The sequence below is a fragment of the Streptomyces sp. NPDC002176 genome (assembly GCF_044903645.1).
In the GTDB taxonomy this organism is placed as follows: Bacteria; Actinomycetota; Actinomycetes; order Streptomycetales; family Streptomycetaceae; genus Streptomyces.
Genome location: NZ_JBJDQW010000002.1, coordinates 837,615 through 859,130 on the forward strand (window position 1 = coordinate 837,615; position 21,516 = coordinate 859,130).

Annotated in this window: 29 protein-coding genes; 20 read left to right on the top strand and 9 right to left on the bottom strand. The window is 71.3% G+C overall.

The genetic code is table 11. The annotated features are described in order from the left end of the window. Positions 1-63: 63 nt before the first annotated feature. A complete protein-coding gene (locus tag ACI2LY_RS12035; RefSeq protein WP_404707053.1) occupies positions 64-849 on the top strand; it encodes a L,D-transpeptidase family protein in 786 nt (261 codons plus the stop codon). Between the two features lie 81 nt (positions 850-930). Here the strand turns inward: ACI2LY_RS12035 and ACI2LY_RS12040 are convergent, their stop codons facing one another. Both ACI2LY_RS12040 and ACI2LY_RS12045 read right to left on the bottom strand, forming a co-directional pair. Further along, complete coding sequence (locus ACI2LY_RS12040; protein WP_404707054.1) at positions 931-2,043, bottom strand: hypothetical protein; 1,113 nt, start codon at positions 2,041-2,043, stop codon at positions 931-933. Then, entirely contained in the window at positions 2,043-2,705 is a 663-nt protein-coding gene (locus ACI2LY_RS12045; protein ID WP_404707055.1) for an RNA polymerase sigma factor, read from the bottom strand. Before ACI2LY_RS12045 ends, ACI2LY_RS12040 begins: the two co-directional genes overlap by 1 nt. A gap of 276 nt (positions 2,706-2,981) precedes the next feature. Here ACI2LY_RS12045 and ACI2LY_RS12050 point away from each other — a divergent pair, with 276 nt between their 5' ends. Further along, on the top strand, positions 2,982-3,317 hold the full coding sequence (locus ACI2LY_RS12050) for a hypothetical protein (RefSeq protein ID WP_404707056.1): 336 nt from the start codon (positions 2,982-2,984) through the stop codon (positions 3,315-3,317). Here ACI2LY_RS12050 and ACI2LY_RS12055 read toward each other — a convergent pair. The 4 genes from ACI2LY_RS12055 to ACI2LY_RS12070 form a co-directional block, all read right to left on the bottom strand. After that, positions 3,311-3,712, bottom strand: a complete 402-nt coding sequence (locus tag ACI2LY_RS12055; protein ID WP_404707057.1) for a hypothetical protein — start codon at positions 3,710-3,712, stop codon at positions 3,311-3,313. The genes ACI2LY_RS12050 and ACI2LY_RS12055 overlap by 7 nt on opposite strands. A 140-nt stretch (positions 3,713-3,852) precedes the next feature. After that, positions 3,853-4,440: a hypothetical protein gene (locus ACI2LY_RS12060; RefSeq protein WP_404707058.1), complete on the bottom strand. Its 588-nt coding sequence runs from the start codon at positions 4,438-4,440 to the stop codon at positions 3,853-3,855. Between the two features lie 92 nt (positions 4,441-4,532). Then, entirely contained in the window at positions 4,533-5,201 is a 669-nt protein-coding gene (locus ACI2LY_RS12065; protein ID WP_404707059.1) for a DUF4328 domain-containing protein, read from the bottom strand. Positions 5,202-5,309: 108 nt separating this feature from the next. After that, positions 5,310-6,884, bottom strand: a complete 1,575-nt coding sequence (locus ACI2LY_RS12070; RefSeq protein ID WP_404707321.1) for a glycoside hydrolase family 20 protein — start codon at positions 6,882-6,884, stop codon at positions 5,310-5,312. A 254-nt stretch (positions 6,885-7,138) separates the two neighbouring features. Here ACI2LY_RS12070 and ACI2LY_RS12075 point away from each other — a divergent pair, with 254 nt between their 5' ends. From ACI2LY_RS12075 to ACI2LY_RS12105, 7 genes are all read left to right on the top strand, one after another. Then, positions 7,139-7,669 carry a 2-oxo-4-hydroxy-4-carboxy-5-ureidoimidazoline decarboxylase gene (locus tag ACI2LY_RS12075; protein ID WP_404707322.1) on the top strand — a complete coding sequence of 177 codons (531 nt, stop codon included), beginning with the start codon at positions 7,139-7,141 and terminating at the stop codon, positions 7,667-7,669. A gap of 188 nt (positions 7,670-7,857) precedes the next feature. Beyond that, positions 7,858-8,238, top strand: a complete 381-nt coding sequence (gene sdhC / locus ACI2LY_RS12080; RefSeq protein ID WP_037774792.1) for a succinate dehydrogenase, cytochrome b556 subunit — start codon at positions 7,858-7,860, stop codon at positions 8,236-8,238. Positions 8,239-8,243: 5 nt separating this feature from the next. After that, positions 8,244-8,717 carry a succinate dehydrogenase hydrophobic membrane anchor subunit gene (locus ACI2LY_RS12085; protein WP_030806556.1) on the top strand — a complete coding sequence of 158 codons (474 nt, stop codon included), beginning with the start codon at positions 8,244-8,246 and terminating at the stop codon, positions 8,715-8,717. Between the two features lie 19 nt (positions 8,718-8,736). Further along, positions 8,737-10,491, top strand: coding sequence for a succinate dehydrogenase flavoprotein subunit (gene sdhA, locus ACI2LY_RS12090; RefSeq protein ID WP_404707060.1), 1,755 nt, complete (start codon positions 8,737-8,739; stop codon positions 10,489-10,491). Further along, positions 10,491-11,252 (top strand): succinate dehydrogenase iron-sulfur subunit, encoded by a 762-nt coding sequence (locus tag ACI2LY_RS12095; protein ID WP_388996496.1) that lies wholly within the window; start codon positions 10,491-10,493, stop codon positions 11,250-11,252. Before sdhA ends, ACI2LY_RS12095 begins: the two co-directional genes overlap by 1 nt. Before the next feature lie 127 nt (positions 11,253-11,379). Next, positions 11,380-11,985 carry a helix-turn-helix domain-containing protein gene (locus ACI2LY_RS12100; protein WP_404707061.1) on the top strand — a complete coding sequence of 202 codons (606 nt, stop codon included), beginning with the start codon at positions 11,380-11,382 and terminating at the stop codon, positions 11,983-11,985. Continuing rightward, positions 11,982-13,274 carry an MFS transporter gene (locus ACI2LY_RS12105; protein ID WP_404707062.1) on the top strand — a complete coding sequence of 431 codons (1,293 nt, stop codon included), beginning with the start codon at positions 11,982-11,984 and terminating at the stop codon, positions 13,272-13,274. Before ACI2LY_RS12100 ends, ACI2LY_RS12105 begins: the two co-directional genes overlap by 4 nt. Here the strand turns inward: ACI2LY_RS12105 and ACI2LY_RS12110 are convergent, their stop codons facing one another. After that, on the bottom strand, positions 13,275-13,556 hold the full coding sequence (locus ACI2LY_RS12110; RefSeq protein WP_404707063.1) for a DUF6332 family protein: 282 nt from the start codon (positions 13,554-13,556) through the stop codon (positions 13,275-13,277). It lies immediately after the preceding gene. Positions 13,557-13,723: 167 nt separating this feature from the next. Between ACI2LY_RS12110 and ACI2LY_RS12115 the strand changes: the two genes are divergently transcribed. From ACI2LY_RS12115 to ACI2LY_RS12155, 9 genes are all read left to right on the top strand, one after another. After that, positions 13,724-14,338: a Uma2 family endonuclease gene (locus tag ACI2LY_RS12115; RefSeq protein WP_404707064.1), complete on the top strand. Its 615-nt coding sequence runs from the start codon at positions 13,724-13,726 to the stop codon at positions 14,336-14,338. 54 nt (positions 14,339-14,392) lie between these two features. After that, positions 14,393-14,908, top strand: a complete 516-nt coding sequence (locus tag ACI2LY_RS12120; protein WP_404707065.1) for a hypothetical protein — start codon at positions 14,393-14,395, stop codon at positions 14,906-14,908. A 115-nt stretch (positions 14,909-15,023) separates the two neighbouring features. After that, a complete protein-coding gene (locus ACI2LY_RS12125) occupies positions 15,024-15,434 on the top strand; it encodes a VOC family protein (protein WP_404707066.1) in 411 nt (136 codons plus the stop codon). 96 nt (positions 15,435-15,530) lie between these two features. After that, positions 15,531-15,938 carry a hypothetical protein gene (locus ACI2LY_RS12130; protein ID WP_393914921.1) on the top strand — a complete coding sequence of 136 codons (408 nt, stop codon included), beginning with the start codon at positions 15,531-15,533 and terminating at the stop codon, positions 15,936-15,938. Continuing rightward, positions 15,935-16,423 carry a thiol-disulfide oxidoreductase DCC family protein gene (locus ACI2LY_RS12135; RefSeq protein WP_404707067.1) on the top strand — a complete coding sequence of 163 codons (489 nt, stop codon included), beginning with the start codon at positions 15,935-15,937 and terminating at the stop codon, positions 16,421-16,423. The genes ACI2LY_RS12130 and ACI2LY_RS12135 overlap by 4 nt, the downstream gene beginning before the upstream one ends. Positions 16,424-16,432: 9 nt before the next feature. Continuing rightward, positions 16,433-17,161, top strand: coding sequence for a TetR/AcrR family transcriptional regulator (locus tag ACI2LY_RS12140; protein WP_404707068.1), 729 nt, complete (start codon positions 16,433-16,435; stop codon positions 17,159-17,161). A 95-nt stretch (positions 17,162-17,256) separates the two neighbouring features. Further along, positions 17,257-17,748 (top strand): hemerythrin domain-containing protein, encoded by a 492-nt coding sequence (locus ACI2LY_RS12145; protein WP_404707069.1) that lies wholly within the window; start codon positions 17,257-17,259, stop codon positions 17,746-17,748. Between the two features lie 61 nt (positions 17,749-17,809). Continuing rightward, positions 17,810-18,394, top strand: coding sequence for a TetR-like C-terminal domain-containing protein (locus ACI2LY_RS12150; protein WP_404707070.1), 585 nt, complete (start codon positions 17,810-17,812; stop codon positions 18,392-18,394). Next, entirely contained in the window at positions 18,387-19,121 is a 735-nt protein-coding gene (locus ACI2LY_RS12155) for a hypothetical protein (protein ID WP_404707071.1), read from the top strand. Before ACI2LY_RS12150 ends, ACI2LY_RS12155 begins: the two co-directional genes overlap by 8 nt. Position 19,122: 1 nt before the next feature. Here ACI2LY_RS12155 and ACI2LY_RS12160 read toward each other — a convergent pair whose 3' ends face one another. Together ACI2LY_RS12160 and ACI2LY_RS12165 are read right to left on the bottom strand one after the other, a co-directional pair. Continuing rightward, positions 19,123-19,260, bottom strand: a complete 138-nt coding sequence (locus ACI2LY_RS12160) for a hypothetical protein (protein ID WP_404707072.1) — start codon at positions 19,258-19,260, stop codon at positions 19,123-19,125. Positions 19,261-19,302: 42 nt separating this feature from the next. Beyond that, on the bottom strand, positions 19,303-19,788 hold the full coding sequence (locus ACI2LY_RS12165; RefSeq protein WP_404707073.1) for an NUDIX domain-containing protein: 486 nt from the start codon (positions 19,786-19,788) through the stop codon (positions 19,303-19,305). 278 nt (positions 19,789-20,066) lie between these two features. Between ACI2LY_RS12165 and ACI2LY_RS12170 the strand changes: the two genes are divergently transcribed. After that, complete coding sequence (locus ACI2LY_RS12170; RefSeq protein WP_404707074.1) at positions 20,067-20,846, top strand: VOC family protein; 780 nt, start codon at positions 20,067-20,069, stop codon at positions 20,844-20,846. 58 nt (positions 20,847-20,904) lie between these two features. Then, a complete protein-coding gene (locus tag ACI2LY_RS12175) occupies positions 20,905-21,465 on the top strand; it encodes an SMI1/KNR4 family protein (RefSeq protein WP_404707075.1) in 561 nt (186 codons plus the stop codon). Positions 21,466-21,516: the final 51 nt, after the last annotated feature.

Here is a 21,516-nt window from a genome sequence, read left to right on the forward strand (position 1 = left end):
TTCACTCCTCTCCCACGATGCCTCGTTGTTCGGCGGCGGGCGCGCGGGGGAAGCATCTCCGGCATGAGGATTCCGGGGAGAACCGTCGCCCTGTTCGCCTCGGCCGCCGCCCTCGCCGTGGCGCTCGGAGGGTGCAAGCCACCGCCGGAGGGGGCCGACGGGAAGCCGCAGTACCCGGTCCACTTCGACACGCCGTCCGCCCGGGCCCACATCACGCCTCGGGCCCTGTTCGCGCGCGGGGACAGCGGTACCGGCGTCCGGGAGCTGCAGGCACGCCTCCGTCAGGTGGAGTGGCTGAACGACGGGCCGACCGGCGAGTACGACGACCTCACCGAGCAGGCGGTCAGCGGCTTCCAGGGCAAGCGCGGGCTGCCCCGCACCGGCCGGACAGACACCGTCACCTGGCAGCGGCTGGCGGCGATGACGCACCTGCCGGGCAAGTGGGAGCTGTATCTGATGGGCGGCCAGCCCGCCGCCGCGCCCGACCCGCGCTGTCTGACCGGACGGGTGCTGTGCGTGAGCAAGACCAGCCGCACCCTGCGCTGGATGGTCGACGGCCGCACCCTGACCACGGTCTCGGTCCGCTTCGGCTCGCAGTACACCCCCACCCGCGAGGGTGTGTTCAGCATCTACTGGAAGTCCCGACACCATGTGTCGACGCTCTACGACTCCCCGATGCCGTATGCCATGTTCTTCAGCGGCGGCCAGGCGATCCACTACTCCTACGACTTCGCGGCGCGCGGCTACGCGGGCGGTTCGCACGGCTGCGTGAACGTCCGGGACGAGGGGGCCATCGCCTCGCTCTTCGCGCAGGTCCGCGACGGCGACAAGGTCGTGGTGTACCGGTGAGCTGAGGGCGCGGGCGGGACCGGGGGAACGTGTCCCGCCCGCGCCGGTGCACGAGCCTTGAGGTACGGGGGGAACCCCGGCTCAGTGCGACGGCCGATGACCAGTCGGCTCACTCAGTACTGCGCCGGCGCGTCCAGAAACGTCACACCTTTCCGAAACAAATTTTCGGAAGTGACAAAGTCGCAGGTCAGAGGGGATCTGGCGGGTGGAGGGGAGGTCGAGGCGGGTGCGGGTACGGGTGCGGGGCACGCGGCCGTCGTCGCCGCTCCCGCTCTGGTCGCCGGGGTCGCCCTGGTCGCCGTCGTGCAGTCCGTCGCCCTTGCCGTCGCCTATGCCGTCGCCCTTGCCGTCGCTCGATCCCTGGCCCGTCCCGCCGCCCGTACTCCGGCGGTCGCGCAGCCGCGCGGAGACGTCCGGGTCGACGGCCGCGAGCATGGCCCGGCAGTACGTCTTGACCCGCGTCGGGCTGCCCGCCAGGCCCTCCAGGGCGCGCCGGTTCCCGGGCTCAGGCTCCCGGCCGTCCCGCAGGTCGCGGCAGGCCGTCGTAGCCGCCCACCAGCGGGTGCCGGGCCGGTAGGAGGGCTCGCCGGAGGCGGGCCGGTCCGCGCGTCCGGTGGCCTCGTCCGGGCCCGCGCCCCCGGCCTCCACATCGGAGTCGTCCGGTGCCGGTGCGCCGGGGGTGACGTCCGGGGTGCCCGAGGTGCCGGGTGACGGGGTCGGGGACGCCGGGTCGCTGGGCCGGGCCGGGGTGGCGGCGGCGGAGACGGAGGCGCCGGGGCGGGGGGTGTCGTGCCGGAACGGGCCGGGCAGTACCCCGCTCCCCGCGGCCACCGCGACCCCGCCCAGCGTGCCCGCGGCCAGCGCGGCGGCGAGGCCGAACCGGACGGGCCTGCCCCAGCGGGAGCGGCGGGTACGAGGGGCGGGGGCGCCGATGCGGACGAGGCCCGCGTCACCGTACCCGTACGCGCTCTCGACGGGCACCGTCGCCCGCGCGTCCCGGAACGCGGCCAACACGGCCTTCTCGCCGGGGAGTTCACCGAGTGCGGGCGCACCGTGGGCGGCCAGGGCGCCGAGCAGTCCGGCGAGCCGGTCGGCGGGGACGCGGGCGTCGGCGTCGACGGGCTCCAACGGCTCGCCGCGCAGCAGACGTTCCGACGTCTCACCGTCCAGCCACTTGTCGTGCTCGTCGGCCATCACATGTCCTTCTGCGTCCGCGTACGCGTATGCGTCACACTCGCGGACCGCACCGCGCCACCGCGCGCAGTTCGCTGGGGCGGGAGCGCGTCGAGCACGCCCGTCGATTCCGGGTCGGTGCCGAGGAGTTCGGCGAGCCGCTTCAAGCCCCGGTGCGCGGCGGTACGGACGGCGCCCGCGCGCTTGCCGAGCGTCTCGGCGGCGGTCTTGGCGTCGAGCCCGACCACCACGCGCAGCACGACGGCCTCGGCCTGGTCCTGCGGGAGCCGGGCGATGAGGGAGAGGGTGCCGTCGGTGGTCAGGGCCTCGATGGCCTCACCGGCGGTGTCCGACTCGGCTGCCCGGCCGGTCAGTTCGGTCTCGTCGCCGCCTATCAGCGGGCGGCGGCCGCGCATCCGTATGTGGTCCAGGGCGCGGTTGCGAGCTATCCGCGCGGCCCAGCCCCGGAACCGGTCCGCGTCCCCGCTGAACCGGTCGAGGTCGCGCGCGATCTGGAGCCACGCCTCGGACGTGACGTCCTCGGCGTCCAAGTCGCCGACCAGCGTGCGTACATAGCCGAGCAGCCGTGGGTGCACCGCGCGGTACACCATGCGGAACGCGGTCTCGTCCCCCGCCTGAGCCGCACGCACCGCGGCCGTCAACTCCGCGTCGTCCCCCTGCACCGCACTCCCTTTACGCCCGTCCTCGGTCGGCGCGAAAGGCACGTTACGGCCTGAAACCGCTGCTCGTCCATGTCTGTGGAAGATGCAACTGACTCGTGACACGCCCAGGGTGTGACACATGACGCGGTCATGACGCAGAACAAGTTACGGACCGCCCGCGGTCCGCACCACGCAACGGCCGGGGTCTCTCCTGTGGGGGGTGGCGGCTCCGGCCGTTGCTCTGGCCGCGACCGCCTCCCCGGCCCCTCGGACCGGGCCGCAGCCAAGGAGAACCCCGTGCCGTCCGGCGAGACGTACCGAGCCGAACTCGACTACCTGGTGCGCTACACGGAGATGGCGCCCGTGTACTTCACGCCCGTATGGGATGCCGCCGAGACGGTCGCGGGCGGCACCGGGCCCGAGGCGCGGGCGGTGGTGCTCGAACTGGTCGGGGACCTGCTGGACCGGGGCGTCGTGGTGGGCGACATGAGCCCGCGGGACGGTGAGGGGGTGATCCCCTGGGATCTCTCGCGGGACCAGATCCTCGGGAGGATCGAGCGGGGGATGCGGGAGAGCGAGGACCCGCTCGATCACGTGGGCATCTGCTGGTTCGGGCAGCGGGCGGCTCAGTAGGACCCCGTCGCCTCGCGGCACAGACCTCGCAGGGAGCCCTCGCCGGTGAACGCGCGCCGCGCCTCCGACACCGGGTCCCAGATGCGGCCGTCCGGGGTGCGGAGCCAGTGGGTGTCGGCGGTGGCGCACCACTCCGCGCCCGTCTCGCGGGCGATGACCTCGCCGGTGTAGGCGCCGAAGCCGCGCAGCACGCGGGCCACCGCCTCGTACGGGGGATGGTCGCGGCGGATCTCCTCGATGACGCGGTCCACCCGCCACAGGCTCTGGGTGGAGTAGTCGAGGCGGAGGCGGGCGCCCTCGCGCATGGTGGCGACCGTGTCCGCGGCCCACCGCGCGGGGCGTGCCGCGGCCGAGGGGCGGTAGTCCGTCTGCGTTGTTGCGTACTGGGTAGTCACATAGGGGTAAGCGGTCCTGACCAGCCGCGCGTCACACGATTCGGCGCCGTTTCGGCAACCGGCGCAGGACCGCCCCATCGCACTCCCAAGACGGACACAGAACCCGCCCGGAGATCATGTTTGAACCCGTGGCGGCCCGCTCAGCCGCGTCCGCGCGCCCGGCGCGACACCACCGCGCGCAGCACCCGGCGCCCCTCCCCGGACACGTCCACCGCACGCCGTAGACCCTGCGGGCCGTGCTCGGCGAGGAGTTGCAGGACGACGATCTGCCGACCCAGCTCGGCGGCGACCAGCGGCGGCGCCTCCTCCGCGCCGTCGGCGCCCCGGACCGCCTCGTCGGACCCGGCCGTCAGCGCGCCCTCGGACGGCTCGGCGGGGTCGGCCGGGTCCAGCAGGCGGTGCAGCCGCAGCGAAGCCAGCGAGCAGGCGTCGGCCCACTCCCGCAGCGCCGCCCCGCTCCGCTCGGCCGGAGCCGTCAGCAGCATCCGGCGCGCCAGTCCCGCCGCCTCGTCCGCACCGGAACCGGAGGCCGGGTCCGCCGCGTCCAGCGCGGCTCTCACCTTCTCCAGGCTCTCGGACCAGTCGGAGTCGTCCACGAGATGCGCCCACAACGGCCGCAGCAACTCGTCGTCGTCGACGAGCAAGGACACGCACCGATCCGAACAAGCCAGCCCGCTCGCGGCCAGCCCGCGTGCGTCGGCCTGCGCGATCAGATCCTCCAGGCTCATGGAATGCCTCCCTCGCCTGGGCACCGCCTGTACGGAGCCCGCATTTCCCCTTACTGCGTGCGACGGGCCCGGAGTGTCACAGTCACTGTTTTTCAGCCAAGAGCGGTGGTCGGCAGCAACGGCCCCTGGAGCGCCTTCTCGTGCTGCATCCGGGTCAGCTTCAGGACCACCACGGCGGCCAGCACGGCGGCGACGAGGTCGATGCCGTCGGCCACGGCGAGCATCCCCGCCCCGGTCTCCACCCGCAGCAGCCGGTCGGCGACCAGCCCGGCCACCCAGGCCGTCCACCACAGGTCGACCAGACCATGCCCGGCCGGCCGCCCCTGCGGCGCGCTGGCGTCCCACGCGTCCAGGACGATCCGGCGCGGGAACCAGAAGTTCACGAACGGGACGAACCAGCCGCCGATCGTCCACCACCGCGCCTTGCTCTGCGAACTCGCGTCGAAGACCTCGGCGTTGGTCCGCACCCGCCACAGCCAGCACAGGTACACGACCGCCGTGGCGAGCAGCAGGACTCCCTGCGCGAGGGCGAAGGCCACCATCGTCCGGCTGTGCGGCATCCGCCAGTCGCCCCAGAGCGAGAACACGTCACTGGCGCCCATCACCCCGAGCATCACCACCGTGGCCCGCCCCAGGCCGACGGGCGAACGCAGCGGCGGCCCCGGTGGCACGAAGGGCGCGAGGGGCACGGCGGGCGCACAACGCGCGCACCGCGTCTCCCCGGTGACGGCCTCGGTGCTGTGGCAACTGGCGCAGATCATGGCGGTGTTCCCCCCGGTACGGCTGAAACGGAGTACGCGGCCCTCCCCAGAGCCGCGTACACACGAGCGAACACGGAAACTTACGTGTTACGCCCACATTCCGTCCACTCAGCCCAGCTTGTTCGACAGCTCCTTGAACTGCGGCCAGGACAGCGGTGGTTGCCCCGGGTCCCAGAGCTTCTGCACGGTGGCCCGCAGCGGCATCCGGATGCCGGACGCGACCTGGCCCTCGGTCTGGGCGTTGGCGAAGTCGCACCACACGGCGAAGGAGCCGCCGAGGATCTGACCGTCGTACTGGGCCGGGACCGCGCTCGTGCCCCGGATCACGCGCGGGGTCCACTCCTGGTAGATCCGCTGGCCGGTCGGGTAGGTGAAGTCGTTCGGCTCGCCGAGGACGTAGTACAGGTACTCGTCGTTGTAGTTGTAGACCTTGCGGCCCGCGCTCAGGTAGTCCACCGGGGGCCGGGCGCCGATCTCCTTGCCGGTCCAGTAGGCGACCTGGATGTCCCTGGCGGGCTGGATCGAGGAGCCGCGCAGGAAGCCGTCGTTCCAGGCCCGCATGGTGCGGTCGTGGGCCCGGATGGTGTCCGCGCGGCCGTTGAGCCAGCCGGTGGTGAGGTCGGCGACGTTGCCGTTCGCGCCGTAGGCGTCGCGGGCGGCGGCGGCGAGCTGCGGGTAGGACGCCTCGGGGTCGGAGACGACCAGCGCCTGGTACTCGTCACCGCCCAGGTTCCACTTGGTGCCCGGGAACAGGTCCGCGTACTCGTCGAGCAGATCGTCGACGATCTTCGCGGACTCGGGCTTGGAGATGTCGATCGCGCCGCGCGTCGCCTTGCCGTTGACGTTGCGGAGCTGGAGATCGGGGTGGGCGGCGATGACGGCGCCCAGGTGCCCCGGCGAGTCGATCTCGGGCACGATCTGGATGTGCCGGGCGGCGGCCAGGTCGACGATCTTCTTGACCTGCGCCTTGCTGAGGTGGTCCTTGGAGACGATCTCGGGGTGGCTGGTGGACTGGATGCGGAACGCCTGGTCGTCCGAGAAGTGCAGTCCCAGCTCGTTGTACTTCAGATCGCCGAGTTCGCGTATCCGGTCCTCGATCCAGGTCTCGGAGAACGGTTTGCGCGCGATGTCCAGCATGAAGCCGCGTGAGGGCTTGGCGGGCTCGTCCTTGACGACGCCCTCGGGGGCGGTGCCGCCGCCGTGGACCTCCTGCTTGAGGGTCCGGGTCCCGTAGAAGACGCCCGCGTCGGCGGGCCCCTTGATGTCCACCCGGCCATCGCGCACGGTCATGGTGTACGACTCCGGGTTGCCGCTCCCGCCGAGGCCGAGGCGGACGTCGCCCGCCTTGGAGTCGTTCTTCTCGCCGCCGTAGTCGAGGCCCAGCTCACCCGCTATGAGCTTGCCCTCGTCGGCCAGCGCCGGGTCGGTGACCACCACCCGGCCGCCGTCCTGCGGCTTCCAGCCGGGCCCGCGGGCCGCGGTGTGCTCGCGTACCGCCGGGATGGTCTGCGGCGCCTTCGACATGGGGTACGAGCGGCTGGGCGAGGGGGTCGGCGGGTCGGCCTGCCGGGAGGCGCCGACCGCGCCCGCGTCCGAGCCTCCACCGGAACCACCCCCTCCGGATGACGCCCACACGCCGACGCCCACCCCGGTCACCACGGTTCCGACGACCGCGGCGGCCATGAGGGCCCGCTTCCGTTTCAGCTGCCGTGCCGGAGCACGGTGTCTGTGCTGGCTCACTCTCCCAACGTACGACCGAAACGCCGTTCACCCGTCACCGAGACGTTCTGAAACTCTCCCGTCCGAGTGAAATTCGGGCATCAGCCGGACACACAGTGACCACTCTCGATAACGTGTCGGCACATCCTTCACAGCTCCCCCTGCCGCCCCTTGTCATCACGGCACGCCCCTGTTCCCCCTCCCCATGAGGACCTACGCTGCCTGCGCACCGTTCGCCGTATCTCCCCACCCCGCTCGACGCCTTCAACCTGGCACCGGCCGAGGAGGCCCGCGCGCTGCTCCTGCGCTGTCTGCGCAACGCCCGCTGGGCGCACCGGCTCGCCGAGCACCGCCCCTACCCCGACCTGGCCGCCCTGCTGGCCGCGGCGGACGAGGCGGCCTATGACCTGCGGGTCGTCGACCTGGCCGACGCCCTGGCGGGCGAGTCCCTGCCCGAGCTGCCCGAGGACACCTACTCGGCCGCCCACACCGCCCTGAGCGCCGCGCACGCCGCCTACGAGGCCCGCTTCGGCCATGTCTTCGTGATCGCCCCGGGCGGCTCCTCCCCCGGCGAGGCGCTGGACCGCGTCCTGGACGGAATCCGGTCACGATTGGCGAACGATCCCGAGGACGAGCGGGTGGTCGCCGCCGCGGAGCTGCGGGGCCTGGCCCGGCACCGGCTCGCGACCCATCTGGGCGGCTCCGGCACCCGCGCGACCAGCCACTACGCGCCCCGGCACGGCGTATAACGGGCGAACCGCCCCGGATGCCCATGAGCCGGAAACCCACAACCGGCCGGATCATCCGAAACAGGCCCCCCGTCAGCCGCACCGCACCTCATGGATACGATGCTGAGGGCCGGTGGACCGTACCCGGCCGGGCCCGACCGACAGTGAAGCCGGCGCGGCCCTAGTCCCCGCATCCGGAGGGTTCTTCCGTGCCGGCTGGAACGCTGTACCGCGGCCGGGAAGGTATGTGGTCCTGGGTGGCTCATCGAGTCACCGGCGTCCTCATCTTCTTCTTCCTGTTCGTCCACGTGCTGGACACCGCCCTCGTGCGTGTCTCCCCAGAGGACTACGACAAGGTCGTAGCCACGTACAAGACACCGATCGTCGCGCTGCTGGAGTACGGCCTCGTGGCCGCCATCCTCTTCCACGCGCTCAACGGTCTGCGCGTCATCGCCGTCGACTTCTGGTCGAAGGGCCCGCGCTACCAGAAGCAGATGCTGTGGAGCGTCCTCGGCGTCTGGATCATCCTGATGGCCGGCGCCCTGTACCCGGTCCTCGGCCACGCCGCTCGTGTCCTGTTCGGGAGCTGACGCCGATGTCCACCTCTGAGATCAATCTGACGGGCTCCTCCGCGGACGCCGCCGAGGACGCCTACGCGCTGTCCCTCGACGCGCCGCGCTCGCGCACCCGTACCAAGAAGACCCCGAAGTCCACGCGGGGCAACTTCGAGATGGCCGCCTGGCTCTTCATGCGCCTGTCCGGCATCGTGCTGGTCGTCCTCGTCCTCGGCCACCTGCTGATCCAGCTGGTGCTGGACGGCGGCGTCTCCAAGATCGGCTTCGCCTTCGTGGCCGGTCGCTGGGCGTCCCCGTTCTGGCAGGTCTGGGACCTGCTGATGCTGTGGCTGGCGATGCTGCACGGCGCCAACGGCCTGCGCACGGTCATCAACGACTACGCGGAGCGCGTGAACACCCGCCTGTGGCTCAAGGGCCTGCTCTACACGGCCACGGTGTTCACCATCCTGCTGGGCACGCTGGTGATCTTCACCTTCGACCCGAACATCCGTTAGGCACGGGGCTGCGAGAATCATGAAGATCCACAAGTACGACACCGTCATCGTCGGCGCCGGTGGCGCGGGCATGCGCGCGGCCATCGAGTCCACGAAGCGCAGCCGCACCGCCGTGCTGACCAAGCTCTACCCCACCCGCTCCCACACGGGGGCGGCGCAGGGCGGCATGGCCGCCGCGCTGGCCAACGTGGAGGAGGACAACTGGGAGTGGCACACCTTCGACACGGTCAAGGGCGGTGACTACCTGGTCGACCAGGACGCCGCCGAGATCCTGGCGAAGGAGGCCATCGACGCGGTCCTCGACCTGGAGAAGATGGGCCTGCCGTTCAACCGGACGCCCAACGGGACGATCGACCAGCGCCGCTTCGGCGGTCACTCCCGCAACCACGGCGAGGCCCCGGTCCGCCGGTCCTGCTACGCGGCCGACCGCACCGGCCACATGATCCTCCAGACGCTGTACCAGAACTGCGTCAAGGAGGGCGTGGAGTTCTTCAACGAGTTCTACGTCCTGGACCAGCTGATCACCGAGGTCGACGGCGTCAAGACGTCCTCCGGCGTGGTCGCGTACGAGCTGGCCACCGGCGAGATCCACGTCTTCCAGGCGAAGTCCGTGATCTACGCGTCCGGCGGCACCGGCAAGTTCTTCAAGGTGACGTCCAACGCGCACACCCTGACCGGTGACGGCCAGGCCGCGTGCTTCCGCCGGGGCATCCCGCTGGAGGACATGGAGTTCTTCCAGTTCCACCCGACCGGCATCTGGCGCATGGGCATCCTGCTGACGGAGGGCGCCCGCGGTGAGGGCGGCATCCTCCGCAACAAGGACGGCGAGCGCTTCATGGAGAAGTACGCGCCGGTCATGAAGGACCTCGCGTCCCGTGACGTCGTCTCGCGCTCGATCTACACCGAGATCCGCGAGGGCCGGGGCTGTGGTCCCGAGGGCGACCACGTCTACCTCGACCTCACCCACCTGCCGCCGGAGCAGCTCGACGCGAAGCTGCCGGACATCACCGAGTTCGCGCGCACCTACCTGGGCATCGAGCCGTACACGGACCCGATCCCGATCCAGCCCACCGCGCACTACGCGATGGGCGGCATCCCGACCAACGTCGAGGGTGAGGTCCTGGCGGACAACGCCACCGTCATCCCGGGTCTGTACGCGGCCGGCGAGGTCGCCTGTGTCTCCGTGCACGGCGCCAACCGGCTGGGCACCAACTCGCTGCTGGACATCAACGTGTTCGGCCGCCGCGCGGGCATCGCCGCCGCCGACTACGCCCACACCGTGGACTTCGTCGAGCTGCCGGAGAACCCCGAGGCGATGGTCGTCGCGCAGATCGAGCGGCTGCGGGACGCCACCGGCACCGAGCGGGTGGCCGACATCCGCCGGGAGCTGCAGGAGACGATGGACGCCAACGTCATGGTGTTCCGTACCGAGCAGACGATCAAGACGGCGGTCGAGAAGATCGCCGAGCTGCGCGAGCGGTACCTGAACGTGTCCATCCAGGACAAGGGCAAGCGGTTCAACACGGACCTGCTGGAGGCCATCGAGCTGGGGAACCTGCTGGAGCTGGCCGAGGTCATGGCGATCTCCGCGCTGGCCCGCAAGGAGTCCCGCGGCGGCCACTACCGCGAGGACTACCCGAACCGCGACGACGTCAACTTCATGCGTCACACGATGGCGTACCGCGAGGTCGGCGACGACGGCTCGGAGACCGTGCGTCTCGACTACAAGCCGGTCGTCCAGACCCGCTACCAGCCGATGGAGCGTAAGTACTGATGGCTACCCCTGTTCTGGACAAGGCCGAGGCGGCGTCCGCCGCGTCCCCCTACATCACGGTCACCCTCCGTATCCGCCGGTACAACCCGGAGGTCACGGCGGAGCCGTACTGGGAGGACTTCCAGCTCGAGATGGACCCCAAGGAGCGCGTCCTCGACGGGCTCAACAAGATCAAGTGGGACCACGACGGCACGCTGACCTTCCGGCGTTCCTGTGCCCACGGCATCTGCGGGTCCGACGCGATGCGGATCAACGGCAAGAACCGTCTGGCCTGCAAGACGCTGATCAAGGACGTCAACCCCGGGAAGCCGATCACGGTCGAGCCCATCAAGGGCCTGACCGCGCTGAAGGACCTCGTGGTCGACATGGACCCGTTCTTCCAGGCGTACCGGGACGTCATGCCGTTCCTGGTCACCAACGACACGAACGAGCCCACCCGTGAGCGCCTGCAGTCCGCCGAGGACCGCGAGCGGTTCGACGACACCACGAAGTGCATCCTGTGCGCCGCGTGCACCTCGTCGTGCCCGGTGTTCTGGAACGACGGCCAGTACTTCGGTCCGGCCGCGATCGTGAACGCCCACCGCTTCATCTTCGACTCGCGCGACGATGCCGGTGAGCAGCGCCTGGAGATCCTCAACGACCGCGACGGCGTCTGGCGCTGCCGCACGACCTTCAACTGCACGGACGCCTGCCCACGCGGCATCGAGGTCACGAAGGCGATCCAGGAAGTCAAGCGCGCCCTGATCACCCGCCGCTTCTGACACTCCCTCAAGAGGGCCCCGCTCCGATTCCGGAGCGGGGCCCTTCGGCGTTGGTGCCGACATGTTGCAGAGACTTCTTTGCAGATACCTCTATGCAGAGAACCCTCTGCACCCTACGGTGAGGCGTATGGCCGACACACCGGAACGTCCGTCACCGCCCGCCAAGCCGACCCGACGCCTCGACGCGCGGAGCCTTCGCGGGCTCGCCCATCCGCTGCGGATGAGCATCTTCGAAATGCTCAGCCTGGACGGCCCCGCCACCGCCACCGGGCTCGCCGGACGCCTCGGGGAGAACACCGGGACGGTCAGCTGGCACCTGCGCCACCTCGCCGAACACGGCTTCATCGAGGAGGAGACCGGGCGGGGCACGAAACGGGAACGCTGGTGGAAGCGGACTGCCGTCACGAACCAGCTGAACACCACCGACTTCCGCGACGATCCCGACACCCGCGGCGCGCTCTCGGTCTATCTGCACGAGCTGGTGCAGCGGTACTTCAACCGGGTCGTGCGCTATCTCGGCGAGGACTGGGACGAGCGGTGGCACAGCGCGGGCACCGTCTCGGACTGGAGCGACCTGCGCATGACCCCGGAGCAGCTGACGGCTCTCAACGCCGAGCTGGCGGCGGTCATCGCCCGCCACACCCCGGCCCCGGACGCCGAGCCCGCACCGGACGCGCTCCCGGTCGTCGTGCAGCTCCAGTCCTTCCCCCGCAAGGAGCGTGGCTCCGCATGAGCCGGGGCTTACGCGGCGGCCTGCTGCGCCGCCACCGCGACTTCCGCCTGCTGTGGTGCGGCGAGACCGCGGGCAAGTTCGGCGCTTCCGTCACCGGGGTGTCGATGCCGCTGGTCGCGGTCTCCACCCTGAACGCCGACACGTTCGAGGTCGGCCTGCTGAGCGCGGCCGCCTGGGCACCCTGGCTGGTCATCGGCCTGCCGGTGGGCGCCTGGGTGGACCGGCTGCCGCGCAGGCCGGTCATGCTGGCCGCCGCCGCGGTCTCCCTCGTGCTCTTCGCCTGCGTCCCCCTCGCCGCGTGGTCCGGGCGGCTGAGCGTCGGGCTGCTGCTGGCGGTCGCGCTGCTGACCGGCACGGCGGCGGTGTTCTTCCAGACCGCCTACAGCGCCTATCTCCCCGGCCTCCTGGAACCCGCCGACCAGCCGGAGGGCAACGCCAAGCTGCACGGCAGCGCGTCCGCGGCGCAGATCGCGGGGCTGGGCTCCGGCGGCCTGATCGCCCAGCTGACGGGCGCGGTGAACGGGATGTTCGCCAACGCGGCGACGTTCCTGGTCTCCCTGCTGTGCCTGGCGGGCATCCGGCACCGCGAGCCGCGCGACGGCCGCGCGGGGCCTCGCCCCACATCCCTGGTGGCCGAGGTCCGCGAGGGCCTGCGGCTGATCGCCACGGACCCCTGGCTCCGCACGTTCACCCTGTTCGGGGCGACCTCCAACCTCGCCCTGATGGGGTACCAGTCGATCCAGGTGGTCTTCCTGGTCCGGGGCGTCGGACTGGCCTCGGGGACGGTCGGCGGGCTCATCGCGGCGGCCAGCGCCGGGGGCGTGGCCGGTGCGTTCGCCGCGCGCCGGGTGGCCCGGCGGGTCGGCACGGCCCGCGCGACCCTGCTGTTCGAGCTGGGCCTGCCCGTACTCGGCCTGCTCATCCCGCTGACCAGCGGCGGGGCGGGGACGCTGCTCTTCGTGGCGGGCGGCTTCAGCGTCTCCGCGGGCGTCGTGGCGGGCAACGTCATCAAGGCGAGCTTCCAGCAGCGCTACTGCCCGCCGGACCTCCTCGGCCGCCTCGCCGCGAGCACGGCGTTCCTCAGCTACGGGGCGATCCCTCTGGGCGCCCTGCTCGGCGGCACCCTGGGCACCACGCTGGGCCTGCGCCCGGCGATGGCCCTCACGACGGCGGGCATCCCCCTGGCCGCCCTGATCCTCCTCTGCTCCCCGATCCGCCGAGTCCGGGACCTCCCGACGACCCGCCACGAGACGAAGCCCGACGCCGAACGGGCCGCGCTCCCCCGTTGATCACGGGCACGGCGGAACCGAGCGCCGCCAGCGGCCGTTACGGCGCTCCACGTCGAAGCGGTGCAACACCCGCACCAGACGCCACAGCCCGACCGCCGCCGCGGCCACGGCTCCTCCCGTCAGCGCACCTCTGGACGCCGATCCCGAGAGGGCGAGGAAGTGGTCGAGGGCGAGGGCGACGGCGAACACCGGCGCGGCGAGGGCGACCGCGGTCACCAGGCCGAAGACGATCTCCACCGTCATCGCGTCCTTCTCCCACCGCGACTCCCGCCCCATGTCCATGCCGAAAGTCTGGCACAAGCGTCGGACACAGGGCCCGAGTTGAGGAGCCCTGGCTCACGCCGCTCCTGCGGGTCCGCGGACACGTTCGGGTGAAGGTGATCGTTCGGGACGCAGGGGGCGATACGGCCTACGATGATGGCCTCGACCAGCCCCTGGGAGGCATCGCGATGTCCGCAGCATCCGTAGAGCAGCCCTTCGCCGACGACGAGCCGTTCTCGCTGACGGCGATCGCCGCCGAGATCATGGAGCGCCATCCGGGCTACCGCGTCGAGATCATCGGAGGCCACCTCCTCGTGACACCGTCCCCGGATGCCCCGCACGCCCGTGCCCTGACCGGCCTCATGCGGCCGTTCCTCGCGGCCGGCCTGTACGACGGCGAAGCCGATGTGGTCCAGAACGTCTCGATCTGGCTCCCCGGAGGCGAGGACTACGCCATCCCCGACCTCGCCGTCGTGGACGGTGACATCGACGATCACGTCATCGAGGGCACCGCATACGACCCCGCCTGCTTCCGCCTCGTCCTGGAAGTGACCTCCGGCAACTGGAAGGACGACCTGAAGACCAAGGTCGGCGCCTACGCCCAGGCCAAGGTCCCCGTCTACGTCGTGGTGGACCGCAAGCACCAGCGTCTCCACGTCCTCACCGAGCCCATCGAGGGCACTTACGGCACCCACCGCATCCACTCCCCCGGCGAGACCGTCGACCTCCCCGACTCCATCGGGGCGGAGGTCACCCTGGACGTGGCCGCGATCATCGAGGCGGGTCGCCCCCGGCGTTCTTGATTCGTTTCTGGCCGCCGCGGCTGGACTGGCAGGATGGCTCCGCCAGGACATCGCATGACACAGGGGGCCACCAGCATGACCCAGCCGTACCCGCAGCCCGGCGAGAACCCGCAGTGGGGCCCCGGGACTCCCCCGGCGGCGCCCGGCTACGGCTACCCCGCGTACCCGCCGCCCCCGCCGCCCGCCGGATACGGCTTCCCGCAGCAGGCCCCCGCCCCGGGCGGAGCCCCGCTGCTGACCCTCGGGGACATCACGGTGGTCGGTGACCAGATCATCACCCCGGCGGGAACGCTGCCCCTGCGGGGCGCGTTCTGGAACGCCACCGACCTCTCCCACACCGAGGAGAAGATCCCGCCGCACGCCATCGTGCTGGCGATCGTCTTCTTCATCTTCTGCCTGCTCGGGTTGTTCTTCCTCCTGATGAAGGAGAAGAAGACCACGGGCTACATCCAGGTCAGCGTGACCAGCGCGGGTCGGCACCACTCCACGATGATCCCGGCCCACCGGCAGGACGCCTTCCCGGCGGTCATGGCCCAGGTCGCCTACGCGCGGTCGCTGAGCGGGATGTGATCCGCCGCTGATCCGTCACTGATCCGCCGCTGAGTTCTCGGCTCAACGAGTGATCGCGGGGGTCGGGTGCGGGCGGCCCGGCCCGTATCCCGGAGGTCACCCCTAGCCTGACGCCATGTCAGACGACGAAGCGCATGAGCTGCTGGGGTTCGACAACGTGGTACTTCCCGTGGGGGATCTCGGGGAGGCGGTGGGGTTCTACGAGCGGGCCGGGTTCACCGTGGGGTTCCGGTTCGATGAAGGTGGGATCGCGCTCCTGAGAGTCGGCGGGGAGACGCCGGGCATCCTGCTGCGCCATGAAGACGGGCTCGGGCAGCGGCCGCCCTCCTGGCCCGCGTCCCGGCTGTGGCTGGAGGTGCCGGACGCGCGGGCGGCGGCGCGACGGCTGGCGGCGGTCGGGATCGAGCCCGTGGACGAGGCGATGTCGACGGCGACCGGGCGGACCGTCGAGTTCGCGGACCCGTGGGGCAACGTCTTCGGCTTCACCGACTACACCAAGCGCCCCGAACTCGCCCGCAGGGCTTGAGATTCCAGACCTCATCCCCCTCGGTTGAACACGTTCAAAAACAGGTCTACAGTCATCCCTGTCAGCGTTTTGAACGCGTTCAAGAAGGGGTGGGGCATGGACCGCACCGTCATCGCCTATGTGATCTACCTGGCCGTCAGCATCGGACTGACCGTCTGGGTCGCCCGTACGCTCAGCCGCAACGGCCGGGTCTTCCTGGCCGACGTCCTGCACGGCAACGAGAAGCTCGCGGACGCCGTCAACCACCTGCTGGTGGTCGGCTTCTACCTGGTCAACCTCGGTTTCGTGGCGCTCTACCTGAACGACGACGGCACCATCACGGACACCCGCGGCATCTTCGAGGCCCTCTCGGCCAAGCTCGGCGTGGTGCTGCTGGTCCTCGGCGTGATGCACCTGGGCAACGTCTTCGTGCTGAACAAGATCCGCCGCCGGGGCCTGATGGAGCGCGAGACGCAGCCGCCGGTCGCCCCGCAGGGGTGGGTCGCGCCGACGGCCGGGGCGTGAGCGGGACCGTGGACCGGGGCGTCACGAGCGCCCCGGTCCGGGGGCTGACCGTCCTCTACGACGCCGCGTGCGGCCTCTGCACCCACCTGCGCGACTGGCTCGCACGGCAGCCGAAGCTGGTCCCGCTGGAGCTGGTGCCCGCCGGGTCGGCCGAGGCCCGGACGCGGTTCCCCGGTGTGGACCCGGCCGCCACCCTGGAGGAGGTCACCGTGATCGGGGACTCCGGGCAGGTGTACCGGGGTACGGCGGCCTGGATCGTGGTGCTGTGGGCCCTGCGCGAGCACCGCCCGCTGGCCCACCGGCTCAGCACCCCGACCGGCGCGTTCCTGGCGCGGGGCGCGGTGCTGGCGGCGGCCAAGTACCGGGGCGCGCAGTGGGGCGGGCAGGGCACGTACAGCCGTACGGACGGCTGGCGGTACCTGCCCGAGCAGGGCTGGGTCTACGACCCCCCGTCCTGCGCCGACGGCACCTGCCCCACTGGTTAGGCTCCCTACGTGCCCGCGAAGAACGACGGCCCCGAGGCCGGACCCCAGAGCAAGTCGGAACACACCCGCGCGCTGATCCTCGAGACCGCGATGCGACTGTTCCAGGAGAACGGCTACGACAAGACCACGATGCGGGCCATCGCCAAGGAGGCAGGCGTCTCGGTCGGCAACGCCTACTACTACTTCGCGGGCAAGGAGCACCTGATCCAGGGCTTCTACGACCGGATCGCCGCCGAGCACCAGGTGGCGGCCCGGTCGGTGCTGCGGACGGAGACCGACCTGGAGGCGCGGCTCGCGGGCGTGCTGACCGCGTGGCTGGACATCGCGGAGCCGTACCACGAGTTCGCCGTGCAGTTCTTCAAGAACGCGGCCGACCCGGACAGCCCGCTCAGCCCCTTCTCCGCGGAGAGCGAGCACGCCCGCGAGCAGGCGATCAGCGTGCACCGGGAGGTGCTGGCGGGCTCCAAGTCCAAGGTCTCCCCCGAGCTGCGCGACGCCCTGCCCGAGCTGATGTGGCTCTCCCAGATGGGCCTGGTCCTCTACTGGGTCTTCGACCGTACGGAGAACCGCGAGCGCAGCTACCGCCTGGCCCGCCGAGGCGCCCGCCTCACCGCACGCGGTGTGGCCCTGTCCCGCTTCCGGGTCCTGCGCCCGCTGGTCCTGGAGGTCCACGAACTCTTCAACGACTTCCTGCCGGGCATGACGAAGGCGCTCCCGGCCCCGCGAAGCCGAACCTGATCCCGCCCCGCACGGCTAGTCATCCCTGCGCACGGCGGGGGTACACGGTGAGGGCCCGAATACTTCGCATACCTCGCACGAGAGTGGTACCCCTCATGGCCGAGACCCAGGACGTCGTCGAACTCATCCTCCAGGACCACCGCCGTATGGAGGACCTGTTCCGGCTGATGCGCAGCGTCGAGGCGGACCGGGCGGCGGCGCTCAGTGAGTTCGCCGATCTGCTGGTCGCGCACGCGCTGGCGGAGGAGGCGGAGGTCTACCCCGCCCTGAAGCGGTACCGGAACATCGACGACGAAGAGGTCGAGCACGGCGAGCACGAGCACGACGAGGGCAACGAGGCCCTCCTGCACCTGCTGGAGGTGAAGGAGGTCGGCTCCGAGGAGTGGGACTCCAAGCTGGAGGAGCTGGTGGAGGCCATCACCCACCACACCGACGAGGAGGAGCGCACCATCCTCAACGGCGCCCGCGAGAACGTGCCGATGAAGCGCCGCGAGGAGCTGGGCGCGGCCTTCCTCGCGGACCGCGACCGCCGCCTCAAGGACGAGCCCGGCTCGGTCGAGAACCTGCGCCGCGTCACCGCCTCCTGACCGGCGCCCGCCCTCGTGCCATAATGCAAGAAAGCTTGCGTTAAGAGGTGGGAGGGAAGCCGTGGCCGACAAGCCCGTGCTGCGCCGCCCCGGCGGCCGCACCGCCCGGACGCGCGAGAGCGTGCTCCGGGCCGCGGCGGACGTGCTGCTGACCGAGGGGTACGAGCAGCTCAGCTTCGCCCGGGTCGCGGCCGCCGCCGAGGTCGCCGAGACGACCGTCTACCGCCGTTGGCCGAGCAGGGCGCGCCTCGCGGCGGACGCGCTGACCGAGCTGGCGGGTGCGGAGAACCCGGTCCCCGACACGGGCACGCTGGAGAGCGACCTGCGCGCGTTCCTCGCCCAGATCGTCGAACTCGTGGCACGCCCCGAGGTGCTGCGTGTGCTCCGTACCGTCGTGTCGCTCGCGGCGGAGGACGACGAGGTGGCGCGGGCCAAGGAGGCGTTCTGGGCCGGGCGGTTCGCCGGGGGCGCGGCCATCGTGGAGCGGGCGGTCGCGCGGGGCGAACTCCCTGCGGACAGCGACCCGTACGAGGTGATCGAGGATCTCGCCGCCCTGGTGTACTTCCGGCTCCTCGTCACCGGCCGCCCGCTCGACGGCCGGGTCGTGGACCGCTCGGTGGCACGGGTGCTGAGCCGCCATGCGTAGCGCGGTACCGGCCGTGTACGCGGTCATCGGCGGGCGGCGGGTGAGCCGTGACGAGGTGCTGGCGTGGGAGGCCGCGCGACTGCCGGTGGCAGCGGCGAAGATCGGGCTGCCGGTGCCGTCCGGGGACCTCGCCCGGCAGCGGGAGGCGTTCGCGGAGGCCAAGCTCGCGCTGGGGCCTTCGGAGATCCGGCGACGGCTACGGCGGGACCTGCGCGTCGGGGACGCCATCGCGCGGGCCACCACCCGGCTCTCGGGCGGGCGCCCGGCCACGTCGGTGTGCGAGCTGCACGTGGACGGCGGGAGCGCCTCGGAGTTCGTACGGTGGTTCATGGACACCGCCCGCGCGGACTACGCCCACTCCATGACGGCCGCGCACCCCGACCACTTCCTCATCCGGGCCCTGGCCGACGACCGCCAGGAGGTCATCGAGACCACCGGCGGCAGCCCGCTCCCCACCCGCTTCGTCGTCGACTACGCCGACCTCTCGTCCCTCACCACCCCCGCCGACCCCGACGCCGACGCCCGCGCCGCGGGTGTCGCCCTCGGCGGCGGAGGCCGCCCCATCGGCGGCGTACGCCACGAGTTCCGGGACCTGCCCGGCGGCTTCCGGGCCCGGCTCTGCGTGGAGTTCCCCCGGGTGACACTCCCCCGCATCCTCTCCGCCCACCGCCGCCACCTCGCGATCGAGTTCGCCAACTGGACGGAGTCCGCGTTCCGCGTCCGCTGAGTCAGCCGTGCAGGAGGTCGCGCATCTCCCAGGAATGGCCGGGGGCGTGGCCGGTGAAGGTCTCGCGATCGATCTCGCCGAGGTGGTCCGCGTGCTGGCCGTCGCGGGTGGCGTCCAACTCGTAGGTGACGTGCGCCAATTCATGCGGGGGGTAACTCGGCGGTGGCTTTCAGGTGCCGGATCAGCTCGTCGCTGGGCGGGCGGCCGGGCTGGTTGCAGTGCCTCCTGGGGCGATGAGTTGGCGATGCGAGTCCTGCAGTCCCTGCGGCAACTCGTCCGGGTCGAACCACCGGGCCTCCAAAATCTCGAAGTCGTCGATCTTCAGGGTTCCTCCGGTGAGGAGAGCCTCGTAGGCGACCTCCACCCGGAGTCGGTAGCCGCTGGTCAGGCGGACGAGACGGCCGGGCGTCACGTCGAGCCCCGTCTCCTCCTTGACCTCGCGGACGACGGTGAGGGGGAATTCCTCGCCTTTGACGGCGTAGCCCGTGGGCAGTCCCCACGGGCGGTGCTCGGGCCACATCCGGTGCTTGAGCAGGAGCACCTGTCCGGCCTCGTTCCGCACGACCCCGGTGACGCCCACCATGTACTTGGCGTTGGCGAACCACAGGATGCGCCACTGCAACGGGCCTCGGATCGCTCGCCAGAGCCGGGCGACAACTCGCTTCATGACCAAGCCTTTCGCTTCGCGGAGCGGGAGATGGTCACAAGCATTCACCCCGGCTGCGCCTGTTCGCGCGAGCGGTCAGCGCGCGGAGTCGCTGTTCGGGGCTGGCCGGCCGTACGTCCTCGGGACGTACGGGTCCATTCGGTCCCACCCGTGGCAGGCCGCAGGCACCAGAGACCCGGCCCACTCCACGGGCGGCGAGGCTTCGCGGCGTGTCGGAGGGACGCTTCCGTATCCGGGCGGAAGGGTGTCCACCCGGACACATCACCAGGGAGCGAGCGATGCCCGAAGTCACCACCCCGTACGCGACCGGCACCCCCTGCTGGGTCGATCTGATGGCGCAGGACCAGCAGGCCGCGTTGGACTTCTACCGGGACCTGTTCGGCTGGCAGGGGGCGCCCGGACCGGCCGAGTTCGGCGGGTACGCGGTCTGCGAGCTGCAGGAGCGGGCCGTGGCCGGTATCGGCCCGACGATGGCGCCCGAGGGCGCACCGGAGCCGCCCACCGTGTGGACGAGCTACCTCGCCAGCACCGACGCGATCGCCACCCAGGACCAGATCGTCGCCGCGGGCGGGGTCCTGCTCGCCCCCGCGATGGACGTCGGCAGCCTCGGCCGGATGCTGATCGCCGCCGACCCGCAGGGCGCGGTGTTCGGGGTGTGGCAGCCGGGCGAGTTCTTCGGCGCGGGCGTGGTCAACGAGCCCGGCGCGCTGACCTGGAACGAGCTGCACACCAGCGACGTGGAGGCGGCCACCGCCTTCTACGGCGAGGCGTTCGGCATCGAGATCATGCCGATGGAGGGCCACGACTCCTACTGGGAGCTGCGCGTGGGCGGCCGTACGGTCGGCGGCGCCACCCTCCTCGCCAACGACCCGCCCGGCACCCCGGCCCACTGGCTGACGTACTTCGCGGTCGACGACGTGGACTCCACGGTCGACGCCCTGGTCCGCCGCGACGGCAACGTCCTCGTCCCGCCGTTCGACATGGCGGCGGGCCGGATGACCGTGGTCACCGACCCGCAGGGCGCGCCCTTCGCGATGATCAGGCCGACTGGTTCCTGAGCGGCGTTCCGGTGCCCAGCACCGGGCCGTCTCTTCCTGGTCTTGCATCATGACCGGCATGAACACGGAAACCTGCGATCCGGCCGAGTCCGCCGCCCTCCGCGAGATCTTCGCGTCCCGTCCCGAGGCGGTGCCACCGGCCGGATGGGAGGCGGTGCGGTCCTTCGAGGCGCGGCACGGCATCGTGCTCCCGGAGCCGTACCGCACCTTCGTGGCGGAGATCTGCGACGGGCTGCGCGCGGGGCCGCCGTACTACGGCCTGCTGCCCCTCGCGCAGATCCCCTCCGACTGGAGCCCGGACTTCGCCGAGCGCCTGCTCGCCGAGCCCTTCCCGCTCACGGCGGCCTGGCTGTGGGAGGAGGAAGAGGAGGCGGGACCGACGCAGGAGCTCGAGGCCCGGCAGGACTCCGTGTTCGAGCACGGCTCACTGCTGTTGGGCACCGACGGCTGCGGGATGTACTGGGCCCTGATCGTCACCGGCCCGCAGCGCGGCCACGTCTGGATGATCGCCGAGCACGGCGCGATACCGTTCGGGACTTCGCTGCTGCCGGGCACGCCCGGTTTCACGGGGTGGGTGACCCACTGGGCCGAGGGGCGCTCCTGGTTCGGGGACGTCTAGGCGGACGATCGGACGCCTCGGGAACAGGCGGTGCGGTCGACGCGGTTGTGG

Excerpts from the sequence above, each read along its gene's own strand:
- ACI2LY_RS12035 (WP_404707053.1), top strand. The coding sequence starts at position 64 with ATGAGGATTCCGGGGAGAACCGTCGCCCTGTTCGCCTCGGCCGCCGCC.
- ACI2LY_RS12040 (WP_404707054.1), bottom strand. The coding sequence starts at position 2,043 with ATGGCCGACGAGCACGACAAGTGGCTGGACGGTGAGACGTCGGAACGT.
- ACI2LY_RS12060 (WP_404707058.1), bottom strand. The coding sequence starts at position 4,440 with ATGAGCCTGGAGGATCTGATCGCGCAGGCCGACGCACGCGGGCTGGCC.
- ACI2LY_RS12065 (WP_404707059.1), bottom strand. The coding sequence starts at position 5,201 with ATGATCTGCGCCAGTTGCCACAGCACCGAGGCCGTCACCGGGGAGACG.
- ACI2LY_RS12070 (WP_404707321.1), bottom strand. The coding sequence starts at position 6,884 with ATGGCCGCCGCGGTCGTCGGAACCGTGGTGACCGGGGTGGGCGTCGGC.
- ACI2LY_RS12085 (WP_030806556.1), top strand. The coding sequence starts at position 8,244 with ATGTCCACCTCTGAGATCAATCTGACGGGCTCCTCCGCGGACGCCGCC.
- sdhA (WP_404707060.1), top strand. The coding sequence starts at position 8,737 with ATGAAGATCCACAAGTACGACACCGTCATCGTCGGCGCCGGTGGCGCG.
- ACI2LY_RS12095 (WP_388996496.1), top strand. The coding sequence starts at position 10,491 with ATGGCTACCCCTGTTCTGGACAAGGCCGAGGCGGCGTCCGCCGCGTCC.
- ACI2LY_RS12100 (WP_404707061.1), top strand. The coding sequence starts at position 11,380 with ATGGCCGACACACCGGAACGTCCGTCACCGCCCGCCAAGCCGACCCGA.
- ACI2LY_RS12105 (WP_404707062.1), top strand. The coding sequence starts at position 11,982 with ATGAGCCGGGGCTTACGCGGCGGCCTGCTGCGCCGCCACCGCGACTTC.
- ACI2LY_RS12110 (WP_404707063.1), bottom strand. The coding sequence starts at position 13,556 with ATGGACATGGGGCGGGAGTCGCGGTGGGAGAAGGACGCGATGACGGTG.
- ACI2LY_RS12115 (WP_404707064.1), top strand. The coding sequence starts at position 13,724 with ATGTCCGCAGCATCCGTAGAGCAGCCCTTCGCCGACGACGAGCCGTTC.
- ACI2LY_RS12120 (WP_404707065.1), top strand. The coding sequence starts at position 14,393 with ATGACACAGGGGGCCACCAGCATGACCCAGCCGTACCCGCAGCCCGGC.
- ACI2LY_RS12125 (WP_404707066.1), top strand. The coding sequence starts at position 15,024 with ATGTCAGACGACGAAGCGCATGAGCTGCTGGGGTTCGACAACGTGGTA.
- ACI2LY_RS12130 (WP_393914921.1), top strand. The coding sequence starts at position 15,531 with ATGGACCGCACCGTCATCGCCTATGTGATCTACCTGGCCGTCAGCATC.
- ACI2LY_RS12145 (WP_404707069.1), top strand. The coding sequence starts at position 17,257 with ATGGCCGAGACCCAGGACGTCGTCGAACTCATCCTCCAGGACCACCGC.
- ACI2LY_RS12155 (WP_404707071.1), top strand. The coding sequence starts at position 18,387 with ATGCGTAGCGCGGTACCGGCCGTGTACGCGGTCATCGGCGGGCGGCGG.
- ACI2LY_RS12165 (WP_404707073.1), bottom strand. The coding sequence starts at position 19,788 with ATGAAGCGAGTTGTCGCCCGGCTCTGGCGAGCGATCCGAGGCCCGTTG.
- ACI2LY_RS12170 (WP_404707074.1), top strand. The coding sequence starts at position 20,067 with ATGCCCGAAGTCACCACCCCGTACGCGACCGGCACCCCCTGCTGGGTC.
- ACI2LY_RS12175 (WP_404707075.1), top strand. The coding sequence starts at position 20,905 with ATGAACACGGAAACCTGCGATCCGGCCGAGTCCGCCGCCCTCCGCGAG.